General features: G+C 57.8%; 18 protein-coding genes and 1 pseudogene. 14 read left to right on the top strand and 5 right to left on the bottom strand.

What is annotated here, in order from left to right:
* Positions 1-239: 239 nt before the first annotated feature.
* Positions 240-356, top strand: a pseudogene (locus MHY08_RS11680) (helix-turn-helix domain-containing protein); the annotation flags it as partial.
* Between the two features lie 431 nt (positions 357-787).
* On the opposite strand, the gene MHY08_RS08725 reads toward MHY08_RS11680, so the two are convergent.
* Together MHY08_RS08725 and MHY08_RS08720 are read right to left on the bottom strand one after the other, a co-directional pair.
* Complete coding sequence (locus MHY08_RS08725; RefSeq protein WP_239236307.1) at positions 788-1,576, bottom strand: ABC transporter permease; 789 nt, start codon at positions 1,574-1,576, stop codon at positions 788-790.
* Positions 1,576-2,292, bottom strand: coding sequence for an ATP-binding cassette domain-containing protein (locus MHY08_RS08720; protein WP_239236306.1), 717 nt, complete (start codon positions 2,290-2,292; stop codon positions 1,576-1,578). Before MHY08_RS08720 ends, MHY08_RS08725 begins: the two co-directional genes overlap by 1 nt.
* A gap of 490 nt (positions 2,293-2,782) precedes the next feature.
* Between MHY08_RS08720 and MHY08_RS11810 the strand changes: the two genes are divergently transcribed.
* The 10 genes from MHY08_RS11810 to MHY08_RS08675 all read left to right on the top strand — a co-directional run bounded on the left by MHY08_RS11810 (position 2,783) and on the right by MHY08_RS08675 (position 8,703).
* Positions 2,783-3,169 (top strand): type IIL restriction-modification enzyme MmeI, encoded by a 387-nt coding sequence (locus MHY08_RS11810; protein ID WP_370658795.1) that lies wholly within the window; start codon positions 2,783-2,785, stop codon positions 3,167-3,169.
* A gap of 258 nt (positions 3,170-3,427) precedes the next feature.
* The gene (locus MHY08_RS08715) at positions 3,428-3,622 is read left to right on the top strand and encodes a hypothetical protein (protein ID WP_239236305.1); all 195 of its coding nucleotides are present in this window, start codon (positions 3,428-3,430) and stop codon (positions 3,620-3,622) included.
* Positions 3,623-4,419: 797 nt separating this feature from the next.
* A complete protein-coding gene (locus MHY08_RS08710; RefSeq protein ID WP_239236304.1) occupies positions 4,420-4,677 on the top strand; it encodes a hypothetical protein in 258 nt (85 codons plus the stop codon).
* 18 nt (positions 4,678-4,695) lie between these two features.
* Positions 4,696-5,436 (top strand): hypothetical protein, encoded by a 741-nt coding sequence (locus MHY08_RS08705; RefSeq protein WP_239236302.1) that lies wholly within the window; start codon positions 4,696-4,698, stop codon positions 5,434-5,436.
* A 555-nt stretch (positions 5,437-5,991) separates the two neighbouring features.
* Complete coding sequence (locus tag MHY08_RS08700; RefSeq protein WP_239236300.1) at positions 5,992-6,270, top strand: hypothetical protein; 279 nt, start codon at positions 5,992-5,994, stop codon at positions 6,268-6,270.
* Between the two features lie 1,062 nt (positions 6,271-7,332).
* Positions 7,333-7,470 (top strand): DUF4244 domain-containing protein, encoded by a 138-nt coding sequence (locus MHY08_RS08695; RefSeq protein WP_083798057.1) that lies wholly within the window; start codon positions 7,333-7,335, stop codon positions 7,468-7,470.
* A gap of 55 nt (positions 7,471-7,525) precedes the next feature.
* Complete coding sequence (locus MHY08_RS08690) at positions 7,526-7,840, top strand: hypothetical protein (RefSeq protein ID WP_005323101.1); 315 nt, start codon at positions 7,526-7,528, stop codon at positions 7,838-7,840.
* The gene (locus MHY08_RS08685; RefSeq protein ID WP_239236298.1) at positions 7,833-8,159 is read left to right on the top strand and encodes an Rv3654c family TadE-like protein; all 327 of its coding nucleotides are present in this window, start codon (positions 7,833-7,835) and stop codon (positions 8,157-8,159) included. The genes MHY08_RS08690 and MHY08_RS08685 overlap by 8 nt, the downstream gene beginning before the upstream one ends.
* On the top strand, positions 8,156-8,509 hold the full coding sequence (locus MHY08_RS08680) for a hypothetical protein (protein WP_239236295.1): 354 nt from the start codon (positions 8,156-8,158) through the stop codon (positions 8,507-8,509). Before MHY08_RS08685 ends, MHY08_RS08680 begins: the two co-directional genes overlap by 4 nt.
* Complete coding sequence (locus MHY08_RS08675; protein WP_239236293.1) at positions 8,506-8,703, top strand: hypothetical protein; 198 nt, start codon at positions 8,506-8,508, stop codon at positions 8,701-8,703. Before MHY08_RS08680 ends, MHY08_RS08675 begins: the two co-directional genes overlap by 4 nt.
* A 7-nt stretch (positions 8,704-8,710) precedes the next feature.
* On the opposite strand, the gene MHY08_RS08670 is transcribed toward MHY08_RS08675, so the two are convergent.
* On the bottom strand, positions 8,711-11,074 hold the full coding sequence (locus MHY08_RS08670) for a DEAD/DEAH box helicase (RefSeq protein ID WP_239236292.1): 2,364 nt from the start codon (positions 11,072-11,074) through the stop codon (positions 8,711-8,713).
* A 175-nt stretch (positions 11,075-11,249) separates the two neighbouring features.
* Here MHY08_RS08670 and MHY08_RS08665 point away from each other — a divergent pair, with 175 nt between their 5' ends.
* Positions 11,250-11,453, top strand: coding sequence for a cold-shock protein (locus MHY08_RS08665; RefSeq protein ID WP_204610420.1), 204 nt, complete (start codon positions 11,250-11,252; stop codon positions 11,451-11,453).
* A 30-nt stretch (positions 11,454-11,483) separates the two neighbouring features.
* On the opposite strand, the gene MHY08_RS08660 is transcribed toward MHY08_RS08665, so the two are convergent.
* Positions 11,484-12,113 (bottom strand): DedA family protein, encoded by a 630-nt coding sequence (locus MHY08_RS08660; RefSeq protein ID WP_239230236.1) that lies wholly within the window; start codon positions 12,111-12,113, stop codon positions 11,484-11,486.
* 248 nt (positions 12,114-12,361) lie between these two features.
* Between MHY08_RS08660 and topA the strand changes: the two genes are divergently transcribed.
* Together topA and MHY08_RS08650 are read left to right on the top strand one after the other, a co-directional pair.
* Positions 12,362-15,337, top strand: coding sequence for a type I DNA topoisomerase (topA, locus tag MHY08_RS08655; protein ID WP_239236291.1), 2,976 nt, complete (start codon positions 12,362-12,364; stop codon positions 15,335-15,337).
* An 18-nt stretch (positions 15,338-15,355) separates the two neighbouring features.
* Positions 15,356-15,943, top strand: coding sequence for a hypothetical protein (locus tag MHY08_RS08650; RefSeq protein WP_204610416.1), 588 nt, complete (start codon positions 15,356-15,358; stop codon positions 15,941-15,943).
* On the opposite strand, the gene MHY08_RS08645 is transcribed toward MHY08_RS08650, so the two are convergent.
* Positions 15,887-17,131: a DUF418 domain-containing protein gene (locus MHY08_RS08645; RefSeq protein WP_239193771.1), complete on the bottom strand. Its 1,245-nt coding sequence runs from the start codon at positions 17,129-17,131 to the stop codon at positions 15,887-15,889. The two genes, MHY08_RS08650 and MHY08_RS08645, sit on opposite strands and share 57 nt — an antisense overlap.
* Positions 17,132-17,136 lie beyond the last annotated feature (5 nt).

The following is a 17,136-nucleotide window of genomic DNA, read 5'->3' as shown; positions in this document are numbered from 1 at the left end:
GGAATCAGCCCCACAGAGCGGAGCTCGAGGAGCGATATCGGGAATCAACCTGTGGTTGACTTCCCTAACCTCTGGTTGAGTTCCCTAGAATCGATTCTGGGCGTTTTAACCTCTCCTCTGGTGTATTTTACCCTTGGAACGTCTGGGAGGCTCTCAGAATGGACGCTAGGGGCCTCTATGGGCCTCTTGTAACGTGTTAGGGGTATAGCACTGTTGAGGGCTGCTAACCCGCCCTAAACCCGCAGCAGGTAGCAGAGATTAAACGGCGCACACTGGTAGGGGAGTCGAAAGCAGCTCTGGCGCGGGAATTCGGGGTGACCCGTCCTACGGTGTATCGGGCGTTGAAAAACGCCTAGGGTAGTGCAGTCGTAACGGTAAATCAGCGTGCCCGTCAGTCCTGTTATATGTCTTGCCATATGGCGGGACATATGTTTAGGCATATGTTATAGCGTATGCTCGGATTTACGTAGTTCTACTTGCTCTTCTGTACGTCTAGCTAGGGTGTTGGGCGGTGAAATCGACAGACTTAAGGGCGGCTACGAGTAACTCGGTGCGCGTTTCCCACCGTGGAAAGCTGCGATACGGGTCGGAGGCGATATTATGTTGCGAGTCCAGTCAGGCAAGAGAGACGGACAATGGATAAGCACTCATTGGGCACACTCAGCCATAAAGGAAAAGACCCTGAAACCACTTCCGGGAAGAAGCTGGAGTTGGCAATCAAGGTCGTAGCTCTTATCGCTAATGCTGGAAAGGGTCTGCGTTTAAGCGCAGACCCTTTCTCCAGAGACTAAATCGCCTTTTTGGAAGCCCGCTTAAATAGAAAAAGCGTGGAGCCCAAGATGATTAGTGAGAGTAGGAGCCACATTAAGGTGTAAAGCGTCTGCGTTTGCCAGAATGCTGAATTTGGATAAAACTCAACCAAGTATTTTCCGTTTTCGATTGGCTCTGATTCAAGAATATCGCCGGGGACTGGAAGAAGGGCTGGATCTGGGTGTGGCCCTGAAAATTCCCCCTTTTCAACGGGAAGGAGAGGATTAAGCCAAGAAGCTCCTGTCGTTCCTACCAATAAACCTAATGCGAAAGTTACGGCCACAGCGGGAATTGATTTTTTAAAAACTACGCCAGCAATCGAAGCAATAGACACCATTAGTACCGTCACCACAGCTGGGTAGAGGGCATGGCCAGCGATGTACGAGTACGACATCATGTTTTTACCTTGATTCAACCCGTCCGAGCGCAGCTGACTGACTTCCACAATCCCCCATACACAAACTCCAAAGATTAGTGCTGAGATTAGAGGGCTAATAATACGGCAGAAAAACCACTTGGAGGAAGAGAGATCTTGGCTTAAGGACCAGACAACAGATTTCGTCTCAAATTCTTTAGAGAATAAAGCCACTGCCCACACAATTCCGGCGAACATGGGCACAATACCGGCCAGCATTTCAGTCATCCCAAGATAAGGCTTGAAATTGACTTCGTATGCCGCCAGTAACGCCAGTAGCACAAGAATTGCCGCACATGATAGCCAAGCGGGTCGGTCAATTTTGAAGTAGTGTAAAGCTACTTTTAGCATTAGAGGCCTTTCCTAGTCAGATGTTCAAGCACAAATTCTTCAAAGGCGCCATCTTTCTGCGAATCAATTTCTTCTCTCGCTACAGACGCAAGAAGATCCCCTTCTTCAATTACCCAAAGATGGGTAAGTATTGCAGATAAATCAGATACGGTATGCGATGATACTAATATCCCAACGCCGTCTTCTTTCGCTGCCTTTTCCAAGAGTTCTCGAACCCAGATTTTAACTACTGGATCTAGATCAGCCATAGGTTCATCGAGAATCATGAATTTTTTATTCCGCGCGAGCGAAATAATCAGCGCAACTTGAGTATGCTGTCCACCAGATAATTGAGATACTTTTGATTTCCCGGATATTCCGAGTGACTCAATTTTTTCTTTTGCCCATTGATAGTTGAAAGAGTCGTTAATATCACGGGCCAGTCGAGTATGCTGCTCTACCGTAATACTCGAATAAAGGGGACGGCCTTGTGACACGAAGGCAACCGAAGAAGATAGGTCGTCACCTTCCTCTTTTTTATCCGACAGGACGTGAATGTTTCCTTCGGTAGGTATGAGATGGCCTGTCAGCGCTGACATAATGGTAGATTTTCCGGCCCCATTTCGCCCTACCATTGCCACGATGTCACTGGAGCTCAGCTTTGACGAAAAATCGTTGATGATAACTCTATTCCCACGGACTATTTTTATTCCGTCGGCGACAAGCGAGCTTGTCATTTTCTCCCTTTCTGTAAAACGGTGTAGCCACGAAAATCACCTGCCTAGGTACGCAACAAATGGACATGCGAAAATCTAGCAACAATACATTTAAATCAAGCTTTTCATATTTATTAGCTACACACAGTTCTTTAACCTACGAGTAACCTGCTCAATACGATTTAGAGAAAGCATTCTCCACACGACGAGATTGATGAGTCCAAGTACGGCTACGAGTAACTCTGCGCACGTTTTACCTCGTAAACGACTTCATAAAGGCAGGAATGGAATCACGCTTCTAGGTCTCGTCAGGGGTGACTGCTAGCGTTAGTGCTGGTTCACAATCACACCCCGCTACTTGTGGTGGGGTGTGGACGTGGCTTCCTCGTCGGTGCGCGGTGCGGCCCGCGCGTGACGTGGGCTGTCCCGCGCGCCCTTTTTCAGGCGAGCGGACAACCCTAAGACGCTAAGGGAGACAGGCACACATTTTGACCCTTAACCTCAATTCGCGCTGCTTTCCAGCTCAATGTTTATTACTTGGCAAAAGACCGTTGGAGGGCGGCTTGAGTCACGGCTTCGCTTCTCAGGAACACTAGTTTGGAATAATTTCCCGGTTCCGGAGCTTTCGGACAAGCAACGAGAGAGCATTATTAAGGCTGGTAAGAAGGTTTTGGAGGCTCGTGCTGCTCATCCCGAGCGCTCATTAGCAGAACACTACAGCCCGCTTGCAATGGCACCAGAGCTCGTTAAGGCTCACGAAGCGCTGGACCGTCAGGTTGACCGAGCTTTTGGTGCGCCTCGCAAACTCACGAATGACAGGCAACGGCTCGAGTTGCTGTTCTCTAATTATCAACGGCTGACTGAGGTAGGTTACCCCCGTTCTATAACAATTTTATAACACAGAGGGGTATTTGTGACATGAATGGTGAGAATCCTACCTATGTAAATAGTAGAGGCTTAATTTTTGGCTAGGCCTCAATACTCTGCCGTCTGGTACTCGGCGGTGCATTCAGCTTTCTCTAGGTTTAAGTTTCTTGGCTGTGCTTTAACTCTAGGTCGCTCCTTCCGAAGGACTAGGGCCCCGGTTACCCGGGGCCCTTTTTTCTTGTGCCTAAGAAGCTAACGTTACTTAGTTGGATTAGAAAGGGTTTATTAAATGAAACGTTATTCGAATGGGAAGACCCAGGAAGAGCAGGCCCGCCACAACCGAAACTATCGGCGTAGGCAGAAAGAAGCTCGAACCTGGATTGCGGATATTTCTAAGGCCCTAGGGGAGCCGAAAGAAGCTGTTGTGAGGATGGACGCGGTACGTGTGGCCGCGCTGATTAAGGAAGGATTCGAAGAAGAGTGAACGGCCTAGAAACTCGAATTAAGGATTATTTATCTAATCCTAGGCATAAGCGATTGTCTAAAGCGCTTAGGGAAGAACTGGATTCGGAAGGGCTTAAGTATTGCTACGGGTGCCAGTGTGTCAAGGAATTAAGCGGGTTCAACCGCCAGCGCGATGGGTACCGAAATCAATGCCGTGAGTGCCAACACAGCTGGCACTACGCTAATCATGACCGCGAACTAGCCCGTATGCGTCGGTACAAGGCTGATAATGCAGAGGCGATTGCGGTTCAGTGTAAGAGGTATAGGGAGCTTAATCCGCTCCCTGGACGTATTCGGGATGGGTATAAACGTGCTGAGAAGCTAGGTGCTCCAACGGTCGAATTTAAGGCAAAAGATGTTTACGAGTACTGGAGCTCTGCGGGAATCGATCCCTGGTCTTCTGCTTACTCGGGTACCCCGCTCACGCCTGAGAACTATGGGCTAGACCACATTATTCCGCTCTCAGCGCCGGATACTCCTGGGCATGTGCCCTGGAATCTAGCTCCCTGTACTCAGTTGGAGAATAAGCGAAAAACTAATCGGAAAGTTTTGCCGTTCCGGCTACTAGCCTTATTGGCCCTGAATGAGGAGAAGAAGAATGCGAAGGATTGCGAATAATATCCATACATTCCGCCTACAAGACCCGCCACCATCGAAGTTGCCTTGTAGTCAAGATGATTCAGCCCCCCGTGCCGCTCGGTATGGAGGGCTTGACTTTTATGTAACCACCGCTGAGGAGAGGCAGTCAATGTTCTTTTGTGGAAAGGAGAATTAGTTGTGAGCAACCATGTTCCGCTTAATGGAGAGAAGGTCATCGAACGAGTTAACGGCGAATTAGAACGCCGTCAAACGCCCGCCACCGTGCTACGAGATGCTTTGGCTAGTGCTAACGAGGAGGCTCCAGATGGCACGAATGGTGCTGTCAAGAGCGGTACCCCGCAACGAGCTACCGACCCATCCCAAGGCCATGGGTATCCCGGTAAGGCTAAACGCCCCGATCCGCTACTAGATGCCCTGTTAAAAGCTGTCTATTAAATCGAAGGAGAAATTTAAATGTTGAACGTTGAGAATTGGACTTTGAAGAACCCAAAGGCCGTAGAAAACCTCCTGGAGGCCCGAGCTAAGCTCGAGGAGCTTGTGCACGCCCCAGCACCGTCTAACGATGGTTTCCTTTCTGCTGAGACACTTGAGTCAGCGATAGACCAACACACCCGATTCACTTTGTATAACGGCCAAGAACGCCGTCAAGCTATCAACCTCGCGCAAAACACTATCGAGCGCGAACTAAAGGCTGAAGTAAATAATAATCTAAATTCCTATTTGAAGCAGGTAGAAGCTATCTTTAATCCTGCTGCTGAAGCGTATGCAGAAGCGGTAGAGAAGCTTCCTACCGGAAAGTTTACCGCTGAGGACGTGCTCAACTTTAGCGAGCCGGAGCGTGTAGCTTACCACTCGGCACGAGAAGCCGCCGGTGTTATCAGTTGGGCTGCTGATTGGCTGTGGGAATTGCTAGACCTCCCGGGACAACGCCTGGATGGCTGGGGGAAGTGGTTCCTAGTGTGCGAGCCCGGAAATGTGGCTGGACTTACCTGTCTATTCCTTGAGGAGGAGCACACTGGGGAGAAGGGGTATGACGCCCTGTTGCCGCCCCTCCTACGGGCCCTGCGTGAGGGTGCGTATCTGCGTGTAGCTACACCAGCACAGGCGAGCGAGGCTGCGCAGGAACAGGAGCACGCACGTCAGGGCATGGATGAACAAGCATGGCTTACTCTCCGTCGGGACTTAAAGCTATAAGCCTCTAAGAGCTGTTGGGGAGCCTGAGTGTTAAGGCTCCCTAAAACACCCTATGAGCAGGCAATATGTCCTGTTGGTTGGTAGTCACCCACCATGGGGGCACCCAGGGGGTATAGCCCCGCCCCCCAAAGCTCCACCGGACGGTATTGCGTCTGCGATCTTGTATGCTGTTTTATTTATGGATTTTTAGGAAGTGATTAATTTGGTTGAGGATCTAGGTCCCTCTGGGGCCCGGCTGGTTGAGAATATTACCAGCGAGTTCGACTTTTCTAGCGAACCGGCAAAGCAGGCCTTGTTGTTGAGGGCGGCGCGAACTACAGACCGGATTGCTCAGCTCGAAGAGGCAGCGGCTCAGTCCCCGCTTATGGTGAAGGGCTCCCAAGGTCAACAGGTCATTTCGCCTCTAATCGCAGAAGCCCGCGCGCAGACATCACTGCTTGACAGGCTATTAAAGAGCCTAGGCCTTCCAGAGTCCGACGAGGAGTCCGCCGCTAAGGCTGAGCAAAGGCAGCGTCAAGCTCGTAAAGCTGCTAAGACTCGCTGGGGGAATCGGTCATGACGGTTCGCAAGGGAAGAAAGCGTGGTATCACCCCGGCTGATGTTGCGGCTCAAATTCCGGTTCATACTTACCCTGTGGAAGTTCCGTTCAGTGAGTGGGTTGAGGAGACTCAGGCTTATTGCTATGCCATGGCTGGGAACACTGAGCATGATTTTGTTTCCAGTGCGGGTGAATTGGCCGAGGTGTCGCTCGCTGATTGGTTCCGCGCGGTCTTTGCTACCGACCTTGGTTGTGCCCCGCCTGGTCAGCTTTGGATTTCTCCTAGGGCTGAGTAGAGGGGTTTGAGTGTCCTAACCTCCTCGGGCTGGTTCCTGGTGGGGTTAGGGCCTATTGGCCGGTGGTGGTTGTTTACCGCCCCTCGGTTGAGGGAACTCAACCAGAGGTTGATTCCCGTTGATACGCTCCTCGGCTTTGCCTGTGGGGCTGATTCAGGCCGATTTTCCACCCGTTATGACCTGCGTATTTAGAGACGCTAATTCGCTGTATCGCATTCTAAGGCGATTTAAAATTTCTTTGGACTGATTGCCTAGCCAAGGATTTTTATTGGCTCATAATGTACTTGGGAAGGCCGAAAATGTAGCTATTTAGCGCCTCGGCGAATGTTAACTAAGATTTCAATTTGGTACGCCTAGCTGTACGTGCTTCTCGCGCTCTTTGCTCTCTTTTTGCACGGTTCTCCTGCTCTTTCCTATCGTGCAGTATCGTGTACCTAATCGAGGCCTGTATAAGGAAGGTGCCAACCGAAACGACAGCACAGCCGTAGTAAGCGGTCTGTGCCACTCGCCCAGCGTCGCTGTAACTCTCGGCCTGTGCAGTGTTAGGAAGCGCGAATAGAGCCAAACCCAATAGCAGTAGAACCATAGCAATGTATACCCACGTCACTCCCTTCAGTTTTTTCTCGTTGATGCAATACTCGAAGATTTCTTTATCAAGGAAGCAAGAAACAAGGGATAGTGACAATAAGGCTATTACTGCGGTAAGTGCTGTTTGCATAGCCCGATGCTATCAAGACCGGTATAACACGTGAACAACGTTATCGAAGGTGGCTCCCTCTTGGTAGGTGCCCTGTGTTCACCCTTGGAGACAATTTAACTATCACTCATAAGAACTGTTGGATACAAGGATATATACCCTACTAGGGAATCCCCCCATAGGGATTCCCCTTAATTACTATTAACCCAACGATTCCGACCGGAAGTTTTGTGGGCCTCGGTGGGGGCAGTGAGCACGGGGGAGCTCCCCGCCTATCTCCAACCGACACCACTTCCACAGGGGGGTTGTGGCACTCGTATGCTCACACACCCGGAGCAGTCTCGCATCTTCTAGGGTATAAAAGTTTGACAATCGAGTATGCCATGGGCTCTTTGGCGGCCGCCGCGCTTGCCGGGGTGCTCTACATGGTCATCAACGGCGGCGGGGTGGTCGATGCCATCGAGGGCATCATTACCGACGCCCTCTCGAATACCCCGAGCTAGCGCCGCTCTCTAACCGTGGCCGGCGGGCCCAGCCTGCCGGCAGAAAGGAGGAATGATGCACAGGGTATTTGATGACGATGGCTCCGTGACCATCGAGGCCGCCTTGGCTTTAAGCTCCCTGGTCTTGGTCGCGGCGGGAATCGTGGGTGCCATTGCCACGCTGGCATCTTATATCGCCGCGGTGGACATGGCGGGCGCGGCCGCGCGTTCGCACGCCATCGGCGTCGAATACCATCCCCCGCGCGAGGATGCCCAGGTTAGCGTGGAAGAAAGCGGTGGGTTGGTGAGGGCGTCGGTAAGCGTCGATGCCCCCGTCGGCACCATGCGCTCCGAAGCGGTATTTCCGGCCGAGGTGGGCGGAAATGAGTAGGCCGAGGCGCTGCGGCGAGGAAGGCTATGCCACCATTGCCGCGGCCGGCATCATCGTCGCCATCGTGAGCCTGCTGCTTATCGTGACGGCAGTGGGCTCGCGGGTGGCCGCGCGACACGAGGCTCAGGTGGCGGCCGACCTCGCGGCGGTTGCCGGTGCCTGGGCCCTCGCTACGGGTGAAGATGCTTGTGCCGCCGCGCGCGATACCGCCGCGCTCAACGACGCCACCTTAGAAACCTGCTCCGAATCCGGCCGCGACGTCATCGTCACCGCCACGGTCCGTGGCCGGTCCACTCAAGCGAAGGCCGGGCCGGTATGACCTGGCAGGAAGCAGTAGTGCGCCTTATCCCCACCGCGGTGGCAGCCGTAGCAGGCTTCATTGCTTGGCGGGAATATCGCCGAAAGGTACGCGAAGAAATCAAATCGGATCATAGGCGGGAACAAGATAGATGGTGGGGAATTGTGCAGTGGTGTATCGATAAGACTGACTCGGCGGAAAGAGCCGAAAAAATTACTGGATGGTATTTTCTCCCCACAATTCTGGGATTATTATCGGACGTTGAAGGAGATTCCCCTTTTATCAACACACTGTGGGATTTTGCCCAAGAGTTTAAAGAGGGTGAGCTCGACAAAACTGCCCCGAAAGAAGAAAGAGGCGATGCTCCATGAGGCATCCGCAAGGCTCGCCTTTTTATGAGCCGGATCCGGAAGTGCGGCGCACTCGCGCCCGAGCAGCGGCGGAAATTCAGCGCATAATATTGGAGCGGTTTCCTCATCGGCGTGAAGAGCTGTTGCAGCGCAGCGCGGACTATGAATACGCGCGGGCGCAGCGAGTAAATGAAGAAAAAGGCAGAACCGCTTAAGCTGCGGCTAGCCCTGCGTCATAGTGACCAGCGCACCCAGTAGCTTGATGGCGCCGTCCTTGCTCAGCGGATTATTTCCGTTACCACACTTCGGTGATTGCACGCAGGACGGGCAACCGGATTCGCACGGACAAGAGCGCACCGCCTCGAAGGTGGCCTCGATCCATTCGGGGAAGCGGCGAAAGCCCTCCTCAGCAAAACCGGCGCCGCCGGGGTGGCCGTCGTAGACAAAGACGGTGGGCAGCTGCGTATCGGGGTGCAACGCGGTGGAGACGCCGCCAATGTCCCAGCGGTCGCAGGTGGCGATAAGCGGTAGCAGGCCGATGGCGGCGTGCTCGGCCGCGTGCAGCGTGCCAGGAGTATCGGAGGCCGTCACACCCATGGCGGAAAGCGCCATCGGATCGATGGTGTAGGCCACCGCCCGGGTGACCAGGCGCTGTTCGGGGAGATCGAGGGGGATATCGTCGCCAATGGTGCCGTCGGCAAGCCGCACCTGGTAGCCGGTGACGCGGTCGGTCACCTCCACCTCCACGTCCGCCACCCACAGTCCTGGGGAGTAATTGACCAAGTTATCGGCCTCGCGCAGGATGCGGATATCCGTGGTGGAGCGCGGAGTCGTGGAATAGTCCGGGGCCTCGGGCCGGGCCAGCGCCAGGTAATCGCTGAGGATGAGCTCCTCGATGACAAAACTTTCGCCCTGGTGCAGGTACACCGCGCCGGGGTGGACTTGGCTGGTAGCGCGGGCAGCATCGATGGTGCCGAGCAGGCGGCCGTCGGAGGAATCTACGATCATGACTTCCTCGCCCGCCCCGCCGCGCAGCGACACCGCGGTATGGGCCGTCTCCGGGGAGAGCTCCTCCGGCGCATGGGCGGGGATGGGCACGGCGAACCAGCCGCGCTCGCGGCGGCGCAGCAGGCCGGATTCGGCCAGCTGGTGGACCACGTCTTGGGCGCCCCAGGCGGCAATCGTGGCATCATCCAGCGGCTTCTCCACCGCGGCGCAATAGACGTGGCCGAAGAGGATATACGGATTGGCCGGGTTGAATACGCTGGCCTCCACGGGCCGACCCAGCAGGGCCTCGGGGTGGTGGACCAGGTAGGTATCCATCGGCTCATCGCGGGCGATGAGCACTACGAGCGAGCCCTGCCCGCGGCGGCCGGCGCGCCCGGCCTGCTGCCAAAAGCTCGCGACGGTACCCGGGAAACCGGCCGTGACCACGGCATCGAGCCCACCGACGTCGATACCCAGCTCGAGGGCGGAGGTGGTGGCGACGCCGAGCAAGGAGGCGTCGTCAAGCGCGCGCTCCAACTTGCGGCGGTCCTCGGCCAGGTAACCGGCGCGGTAGGCGGCGATGCGCTGGGCAAAATCGGGCCGGCCGAGGCTACCGGAGAGCACCTCGGCCGCGCGCATGGCTACTACCTCGGCCGAGCGGCGCGAACGCACAAAGGTCATGGTGCGCGCGCCCTCGGCGATGAAGGAGGCCATCATCTCGGCCGCCTCGGTGGTGGCGGCGCGGCGCACCGGCGCCCCGTGCTCGCCCTCGGCGCCCTCGATAAAGCCCGGCTCCCATAGCGCCACGGTGCGCGCGCCGGTGGGGGCGGTGTCCTCCGTAATCGCGCGGGCAGGCCGGCTGGTAAGGCGCTGCGCATGCCGGCCCGGGTCCTTCATAGTGGCCGAGGCATAAATTACCGTCGGCCGCGAGCCATAGTGCGCGCACAGGCGCAGCAGGCGCCGCAGCACCAGCGCCACGTTCGCGCCAAAAACGCCCCGGTAGGAATGGCATTCATCAATGACGATGAACTCCAGGTGCCGCAGCAGCCGCGCCCACCGCGCGTGCGCCGCCAGCAGCGACATATGCACCATATCCGGGTTGGAGAAAATGAACCGCGAATGATCGCGCACGCCCGCGCGGGATTCCTGCGGCGTATCGCCGTCATAAGGCGAGGGCACCACGCCCTTGAGCGCCGGAATGCCCCGGCACAGCTCGAGCACCGCCTGCAGCTGGTCAGATCCCAGCGCCTTGGTGGGGGTGAGATACAGCGCGCAGGCGGTCGGCTCCTGCGCCAGCCGGCTCAAAATGGGCAGCTGGTAGCCCAGGGACTTACCCGAGGACGTACCGGTAGAAATCACCGCATCCTCGCCGGCCCAGGCCGCCTGCGCCAGCTCGGCTTGGTGGCTATACAGCTTGCCGACGCCCCCATCTACCAGCTTTTCCTTCAATTCCGGCAGCACCCATTCGGGCCACTCGGCATACTGTGCGCGCTGCGGCGGCAGGGTGGTGTGAAATGTGAGAGTGGACTCATCGAGGCGGCGCTGGATGAACTCGAGGAGCTCTTCTCCCAGAGGATTATCCGTTTCCGGGTGAGCCATTTTTACCCCCTCGTGGGTTAGGCCTATCGCTTTGGCGTGGAACGTGTCACACTGATATGAGGCCAATGATGTCTTGGTGCGGTGTTTACACTTTAAGGTACTGCTAAAGGACGCATTTACCGAACCCCTCGGCGCGGAATCGCCGCACCGCCAATCAAGAAAAGGACTGCACACCATGGCACAAGGAACCGTTAAGTGGTTTAACTCTGAAAAGGGCTACGGCTTCATCGAGCGCGCGGACGGCGAAGGCGATATCTTCGTCCACTACTCCGAGATCCAGGGCAGCGGATTTCGCACCCTAGAAGAAAATCAGCAGGTCACCTTCGAGGTAGGCTCCGGTCCGAAGGGCGAGCAGGCCCAGTCCGTGTCCGTAGTTTAGGCGGCCGGTTGCCTCGCTCAGGTCTTCCCGCTACGGCGTTTCGGCGTAGCCGCGCCGGGTATCCCACCACTCGGTGAACTTATTCTGCAGTTTCTGCAGGCCCACGCCGATGACCACGGCGGCGATGATGCTGACCACCACCGCCAGCACCGGCGAATTGGAAAAGGCCATGCCGCCCAGGTAGCCAATGGCGAGCGCTTCGGCCGCCCAGAGCGCGACGCCGATGGTGTCGAAGAAGACAAAGACGAGCCACGGGAAGCGCATCGACCCCAGCAGGATGGTCATAAACAGGCGCGCTGAAGGAATGAAGCGGGCAATAATAATGGCCGCACCGCCGCCGCGGCGCATATTGCGCTTGACCCACTTGAGCCCCTCGTAGGCCTTCGATCCCTTAGGTACGCGCTGGAGCAGGGGCATGAAGCGCGTGCCCAGTAGGAAACAGAGATTATCGCCCATCATGGCGGCAATGAGCGCCACGAAAAACATGGTGGGCAGGTGCGGAAAGCCCTGGGAGCCGGACCAGGCGCCGGCCATATTGAGCGGGATTTCAGAAGGCAGCACGGGGAAGAAGCAGTCACCAAAGATCAGTACGCCCACCAGCGGGTAGATCCACTCTGTGGACATGACGGATTCGATCCACATAGTGATGGTGTCAACCATGAATACTCCCCGGGCGTCGTCTTGGGTGTGCTATCGTGCCCCACAATGCTTTCACAGCTACTGGGCGTTCTAAGTAGGCCAGTATAGACCCGTTCCGTGGGGGTACATAGTGCCCCTGAAAACGGCCTTTTGGCAGAACCGCGTATATGGTGCGAGAAAGGAAACGCAGATCAACTGTGTACGCTAGGGGCGATTGCTGAAAGCGTGCATACCTTATTGTTCGCATCATCGAAAGGGATGAAGTCGAAGTGGCAGAAGCAGCCGGGCCGGGAAAGACCTTGGTGATCGTCGAGTCGGCGACGAAGGCGAAGAAGATTCAGCCTTACCTCGGAGATAACTACATCGTGGAGGCCTCCGTGGGTCATATCCGCGATCTTCCCCGTGGCGCTGCGGACGTGCCGGCTAAGTATAAGAAGGAATCCTGGGCGCGCCTCGGCGTGAATCCGGAAGATGACTTCGCTCCGCTGTATGTGGTGAGCCCCGATAAAAAGAAGAAGGTCGCGGACCTCAAGTCCAAGCTGAAGCAGTGCGACCAGCTCTACCTCGCAACAGACCCCGACCGCGAGGGCGAGGCCATCGCCTGGCACCTACTCGAGGTCCTCAAGCCCAAGGTGCCGGTGCGCCGCATGGTCTTTAACGAGATCACCAAGTCCGCGATCCTGGAGGCCGCGGACAATACTCGCGACCTGGATTACAACCTTATCGACGCCCAGGAAACCCGCCGCATCCTCGACCGCCTCTACGGCTATGAGGTCTCCCCGGTGCTGTGGAAGAAGGTCATGCCGCGGCTTTCTGCCGGCCGCGTGCAGTCGGTGGCCACCCGCGTCATCGTCGAGCGCGAGCGCGAGCGCATGGCGTTCATCCCGGCCGACTACTGGGACCTGGCCGCCACGCTAGATATCGGCGCTGCGGATGCGGACAACCCTGCTACTTTCGACGCCCGCCTCACGGCCGTCAATAGCAAGCGCGTGGCCTTGGGCCGCGACTTTGATGACCGCGGAAACGTCAAGAGCAAAGACGTCATCGTCATCACCGAGCCACAGGCTAAGGCGCTGGAAACCGCGCTGCGCGGTGCGGATATGCAGGTCGCTGGGGTCGAACACAAGCCCTATACGCGCAAGCCCTATGCGCCGTTTATGACCTCCACGCTGCAGCAGGAGGCCGGCCGCCGCCTGCACTTTACTTCTGAGCGCACCATGCGCATTGCGCAGCGACTGTACGAAAACGGCCACATTACTTATATGCGTACGGACTCCACTTCGCTGTCCAAGCAGGGCCTGTCCGCTGCGCGCAATTCCGCTACCAGTATCTATGGCGCAGAGTACGTCTCTGATTCCCCGCGCGTATATGACCGCAAGGTGAAAAACTCCCAGGAGGCTCACGAGGCCATCCGCCCGGCCGGCGAGTCCTTCGCTACCCCGGGCCAGCTCTCCGGCCAATTGGATGCGGAGGAGTTTAAGCTCTATGACCTGATTTGGAAGCGCACCGTCGCCTCCCAGATGGCCGATGCCAAGGGAACCTCGATGAAGGTCACCGTAGCCGGTACCGCCGCCACCGAAAAGGGCAGCTACGACGTGGAATTTTCCGCCACCGGCCGCACCATTACCTTCCCCGGCTTCCTGAAGGCCTACGGCGCGGACGACGCCAAGGGTGACAAGAAGGGCGAGACCCGCCTACCGCACTTGGAGGAGGGTCGCGCCCTGACCGCCAAGGAGGTCTCCGCCGAGGGCCACTCCACCAATCCGCCGGCGCGCTATACCGAAGCCAGCCTGGTAAAGAAGATGGAGGACCTGGGCATCGGCCGCCCGTCTACCTACGCGTCCATCATCAAGACCATCCAGGACCGCGGCTATGTGGTCTCGCGCGGCAATGCGCTGGTGCCATCGTGGGTTGCCTTCGCCGTCGTGGGCCTATTGGAGGAAAACTTCACCGAGCTGGTGGACTATGACTTCACCTCTTCTATGGAGGATGAGCTGGACCAGATTGCTACCGGTATCGAGGACGGCACCGCCTGGCTCAACGGCTTTTACTTCGGCAACGCCGAGGCCAATGAGCAAAAGGCGGCCTCTATTGCCCGTCACGGTGGTTTGAAATCACTTATCGACGTCAACCTAGAAGCCATCGATGCTCGCAAGGTCAACTCCCTGCGCCTTTACACCGATACCGAGGGCCGCGATGTCTTCGTACGCGTGGGCCGCTATGGACCGTATATCGAGCGCGCCGTCGGCACCAATGACGACGGCAGCATCGAGTACCAGCGCGCTAACCTCTCGGAAACCGTCACTCCGGACGGATTGAACGAGGAGCTGGCGGAAAAACTCTTTGCCACCCCACAGGGCGGCCGCGAACTGGGTGAAAACCCGGCAAATGGGCGCATGATTGTGGCTAAGGAGGGCCGCTTCGGCCCGTATGTCACCGAGGTTGTCCGCGATGATGAGCGGGAGAAGGCCGAGGGTGAGGCCGAAGAGGTCGTCGCCAAGGAGCGGGCCGAGGAGGATAAGCAACGCGCCGAGGAGGGCAAGCGCGCCAAGAATTGGGAGACCAAGACGGCCGCAAAGCAGAAGGAAAAGCGCGTCAAGGAGTACATCGAGAATAAGCTGAAGCCGGGTACGGCCTCGCTGTTTAGCTCGATGGAACCCTCTACGGTGACTCTCGAAGAAGCCCTCCAGCTGCTGTCCCTGCCGCGCGAGGTGGGCGAGGATGACGGCGTGATGATCACCGCCCAAAATGGCCGCTATGGCCCGTACCTGAAGAAGGGGACCGATTCGCGCTCCTTGGCCAAGGAAGAGCAGATCTTCACCATCACCTTGGACGAAGCCCGCCGCATCTATGCCGAGCCGAAGCGCCGTGGTCGCGCCGCGGCCCAGCCGCCGATCAAGCAGCTGGGCGATAATGACGTCTCCGGCAAGCCGATGACCGTCAAGGACGGCCGCTTCGGTCCGTACGTCACCGACGGCACCACCAATGCCTCCCTGCGCCGCGGCGATGACCCGGAGCAGCTGACCGACGCCCGCGCGAACGAGCTCCTCTCCGAGCGCCGTGCCAAGGAAGCTTCCGGCGAGACCAAGAAGAAGTCCACCAAGAAGTCCTCTAGAAAGACGACCAAGAAGAAGGCGACTAAGAAGGCCACCAAAAAGTCCACGAAGAAGGCCGGCAAGAAGGCAACCAAGAAGCCTTCGCCCGGCACGAAAAACGTGGTGAAGGCCGGCTCGCGCAAGAAATAACCGCGTAAGGTGGCGGGCATGAACGATTTTCTTGCCCGCACCCACGAAGGCGCTGCGGCTCTGCGGCGCGCCGTATCCGATATCAGCGCACAGCCGCAGCTGCTCGCCTCGGTCTGCGAAGAGCCCGCCGTTGACACCGCAGTCTTGGCCGGAGTCCTTGCTCAGGTGGAAAAGACCCGCCGCCTGACACGCCCCTCTGTGCTGGGCGTGGCGGCCGTGGCTGCGAGCCACGCCGCCTATGCCTGGAGTTTGTATCGCCGCGGCGCGCGCAATGATGCCTTAGGTTGGGGCCTGCGCGCGGCCGCATGGGGCGCGGGCGTTGCCAGTACCCGTAGCCAGCCGACGTCCGCCGCAGTGGCAGTGGGTGGCGCGGCCGTGCTGGCCACCTCGGCACTGGCGGGCGACCCAGCGCTGCGCACCGACGCCGGCAAGGGCATGAGCCACGGCGCCAACCTGCTCGTCGCGGCCGAGGGGCTAACGGCCTTGCGTGCGGCGCTGCAGCAGCGAAAGCGCAAGGTGCGGCTAGTGCGCGCGGCCGAAGCCGGCACCTTAATTCTCGGCCACCTGCTGCTGATTGACGGCCTTAGCCGCACCCGAGCGCGGTAGCTGCGGCTGCATCGTCGGGCCATAAGACAAGCGGCGATGCACGGCCTCGAAGGGACCGCGGCGGCCGCCGGCCTCCAGCACGCAGGCAAAAATGAGCGTGGCCAGCCATACCGCGAAGGCTAGCGCGGCCTGGCCGAAGGCTCCCAGCTCGTGACCAAAGTTCAGCATGAATGGGTGCACGAGGCAGAAAAAGAGGATGGACTGGCCCACATAGCCGCTCATGGAGCGCTTGCCCAGCGCCGCGAAGGGCCACAGTACCGCGGGCAGCGGTGCACCGGCCGAGAGTCGCTCTTGTACTGGCTGCAGCACCAACGCGAGCCCGGCCAGGATGCCGGGGCCAGTGAAGACGCCGAGGAAGGAGTTGGCATTATTGGCCGCATTCGCCCAGCGCTGCTCGATGACCCCAAGCGTGCTCAAAGACCACAGGGCGCCGATTACCACGGTAATGACCACCGCGATGGCAACCCAGCGGAGGAGGGTGGGGCGGTGAGAGGGGACGTCGGCAAGCACGCCTCGGCGCGCCCACACAAAACCCACCAGCATGACGGGCAAGTACATCAGCAAAATGATCGGCGTGGCCAAGGCCTGGCTGCCTAGGGTGACAAGCTGGCTGAGCAGCAAATCGGGGTAGGACTCGATGGTGCCGATGCCTTCCGTAGCCACCACGCCGAGGGGATCCATAGCGCCGGAAATGAAGGCCACGATCCCGCCCAGCGCGCACAGTGCGAACAGAATATAGGCCACGCGCATAAGGGTAGAATCCCGCTTGCGCAGCAGGAATGCAATCACGATTCCGGCCGCGCCATAGAAGAACATGATGTCGCCCCAAAACAGCAGCGTCATGTGCACCGCACCCATCACTGCTAAGAAGGCATAGCGCTTGGCGATGACCCTGCGCGCCGCCTGCACCGGAAACCCACGCCGCCACAGACTCAACGCGATGAGCCCCACGCCAAAGCCCAGCAGCGTAGAAAACATGGGCAGGCCGCGGTTGTGGACAAAGAAGGCGCCGAAGACGACGGCGGCCTTGTCCCACGCGCTGCCGTCGATGATGCCGCCGAAATAACTTGCTGGCCGGTCGGTGGTGATAATCCACGCCGTGGTCATATTGGCCATGGCGATGCCTAATAGGGCCATGCCGCGTGCCACATCGGGCACGATCATGCGGGGCCGGGGAGCTGAACTCACTTAAA

The organism is Corynebacterium sp. ACRPJ (genome assembly GCF_022347345.1).
Taxonomy (GTDB): domain Bacteria; phylum Actinomycetota; class Actinomycetes; order Mycobacteriales; family Mycobacteriaceae; genus Corynebacterium; species Corynebacterium tuberculostearicum_D.
The sequence above is the reverse complement of the archived record's forward strand: the minus strand, read 5'-3'. Positions and strand labels throughout refer to the sequence as shown.

Excerpts from the sequence above, each read along its gene's own strand:
- MHY08_RS08725 (WP_239236307.1), bottom strand. The coding sequence starts at position 1,576 with ATGCTAAAAGTAGCTTTACACTACTTCAAAATTGACCGACCCGCTTGG.
- MHY08_RS08720 (WP_239236306.1), bottom strand. The coding sequence starts at position 2,292 with ATGACAAGCTCGCTTGTCGCCGACGGAATAAAAATAGTCCGTGGGAAT.
- MHY08_RS08715 (WP_239236305.1), top strand. The coding sequence starts at position 3,428 with ATGAAACGTTATTCGAATGGGAAGACCCAGGAAGAGCAGGCCCGCCAC.
- MHY08_RS08705 (WP_239236302.1), top strand. The coding sequence starts at position 4,696 with ATGTTGAACGTTGAGAATTGGACTTTGAAGAACCCAAAGGCCGTAGAA.
- MHY08_RS08700 (WP_239236300.1), top strand. The coding sequence starts at position 5,992 with ATGACGGTTCGCAAGGGAAGAAAGCGTGGTATCACCCCGGCTGATGTT.
- MHY08_RS08690 (WP_005323101.1), top strand. The coding sequence starts at position 7,526 with ATGCACAGGGTATTTGATGACGATGGCTCCGTGACCATCGAGGCCGCC.
- MHY08_RS08685 (WP_239236298.1), top strand. The coding sequence starts at position 7,833 with ATGAGTAGGCCGAGGCGCTGCGGCGAGGAAGGCTATGCCACCATTGCC.
- MHY08_RS08680 (WP_239236295.1), top strand. The coding sequence starts at position 8,156 with ATGACCTGGCAGGAAGCAGTAGTGCGCCTTATCCCCACCGCGGTGGCA.
- MHY08_RS08675 (WP_239236293.1), top strand. The coding sequence starts at position 8,506 with ATGAGGCATCCGCAAGGCTCGCCTTTTTATGAGCCGGATCCGGAAGTG.
- MHY08_RS08670 (WP_239236292.1), bottom strand. The coding sequence starts at position 11,074 with ATGGCTCACCCGGAAACGGATAATCCTCTGGGAGAAGAGCTCCTCGAG.
- MHY08_RS08665 (WP_204610420.1), top strand. The coding sequence starts at position 11,250 with ATGGCACAAGGAACCGTTAAGTGGTTTAACTCTGAAAAGGGCTACGGC.
- MHY08_RS08660 (WP_239230236.1), bottom strand. The coding sequence starts at position 12,113 with ATGGTTGACACCATCACTATGTGGATCGAATCCGTCATGTCCACAGAG.
- MHY08_RS08650 (WP_204610416.1), top strand. The coding sequence starts at position 15,356 with ATGAACGATTTTCTTGCCCGCACCCACGAAGGCGCTGCGGCTCTGCGG.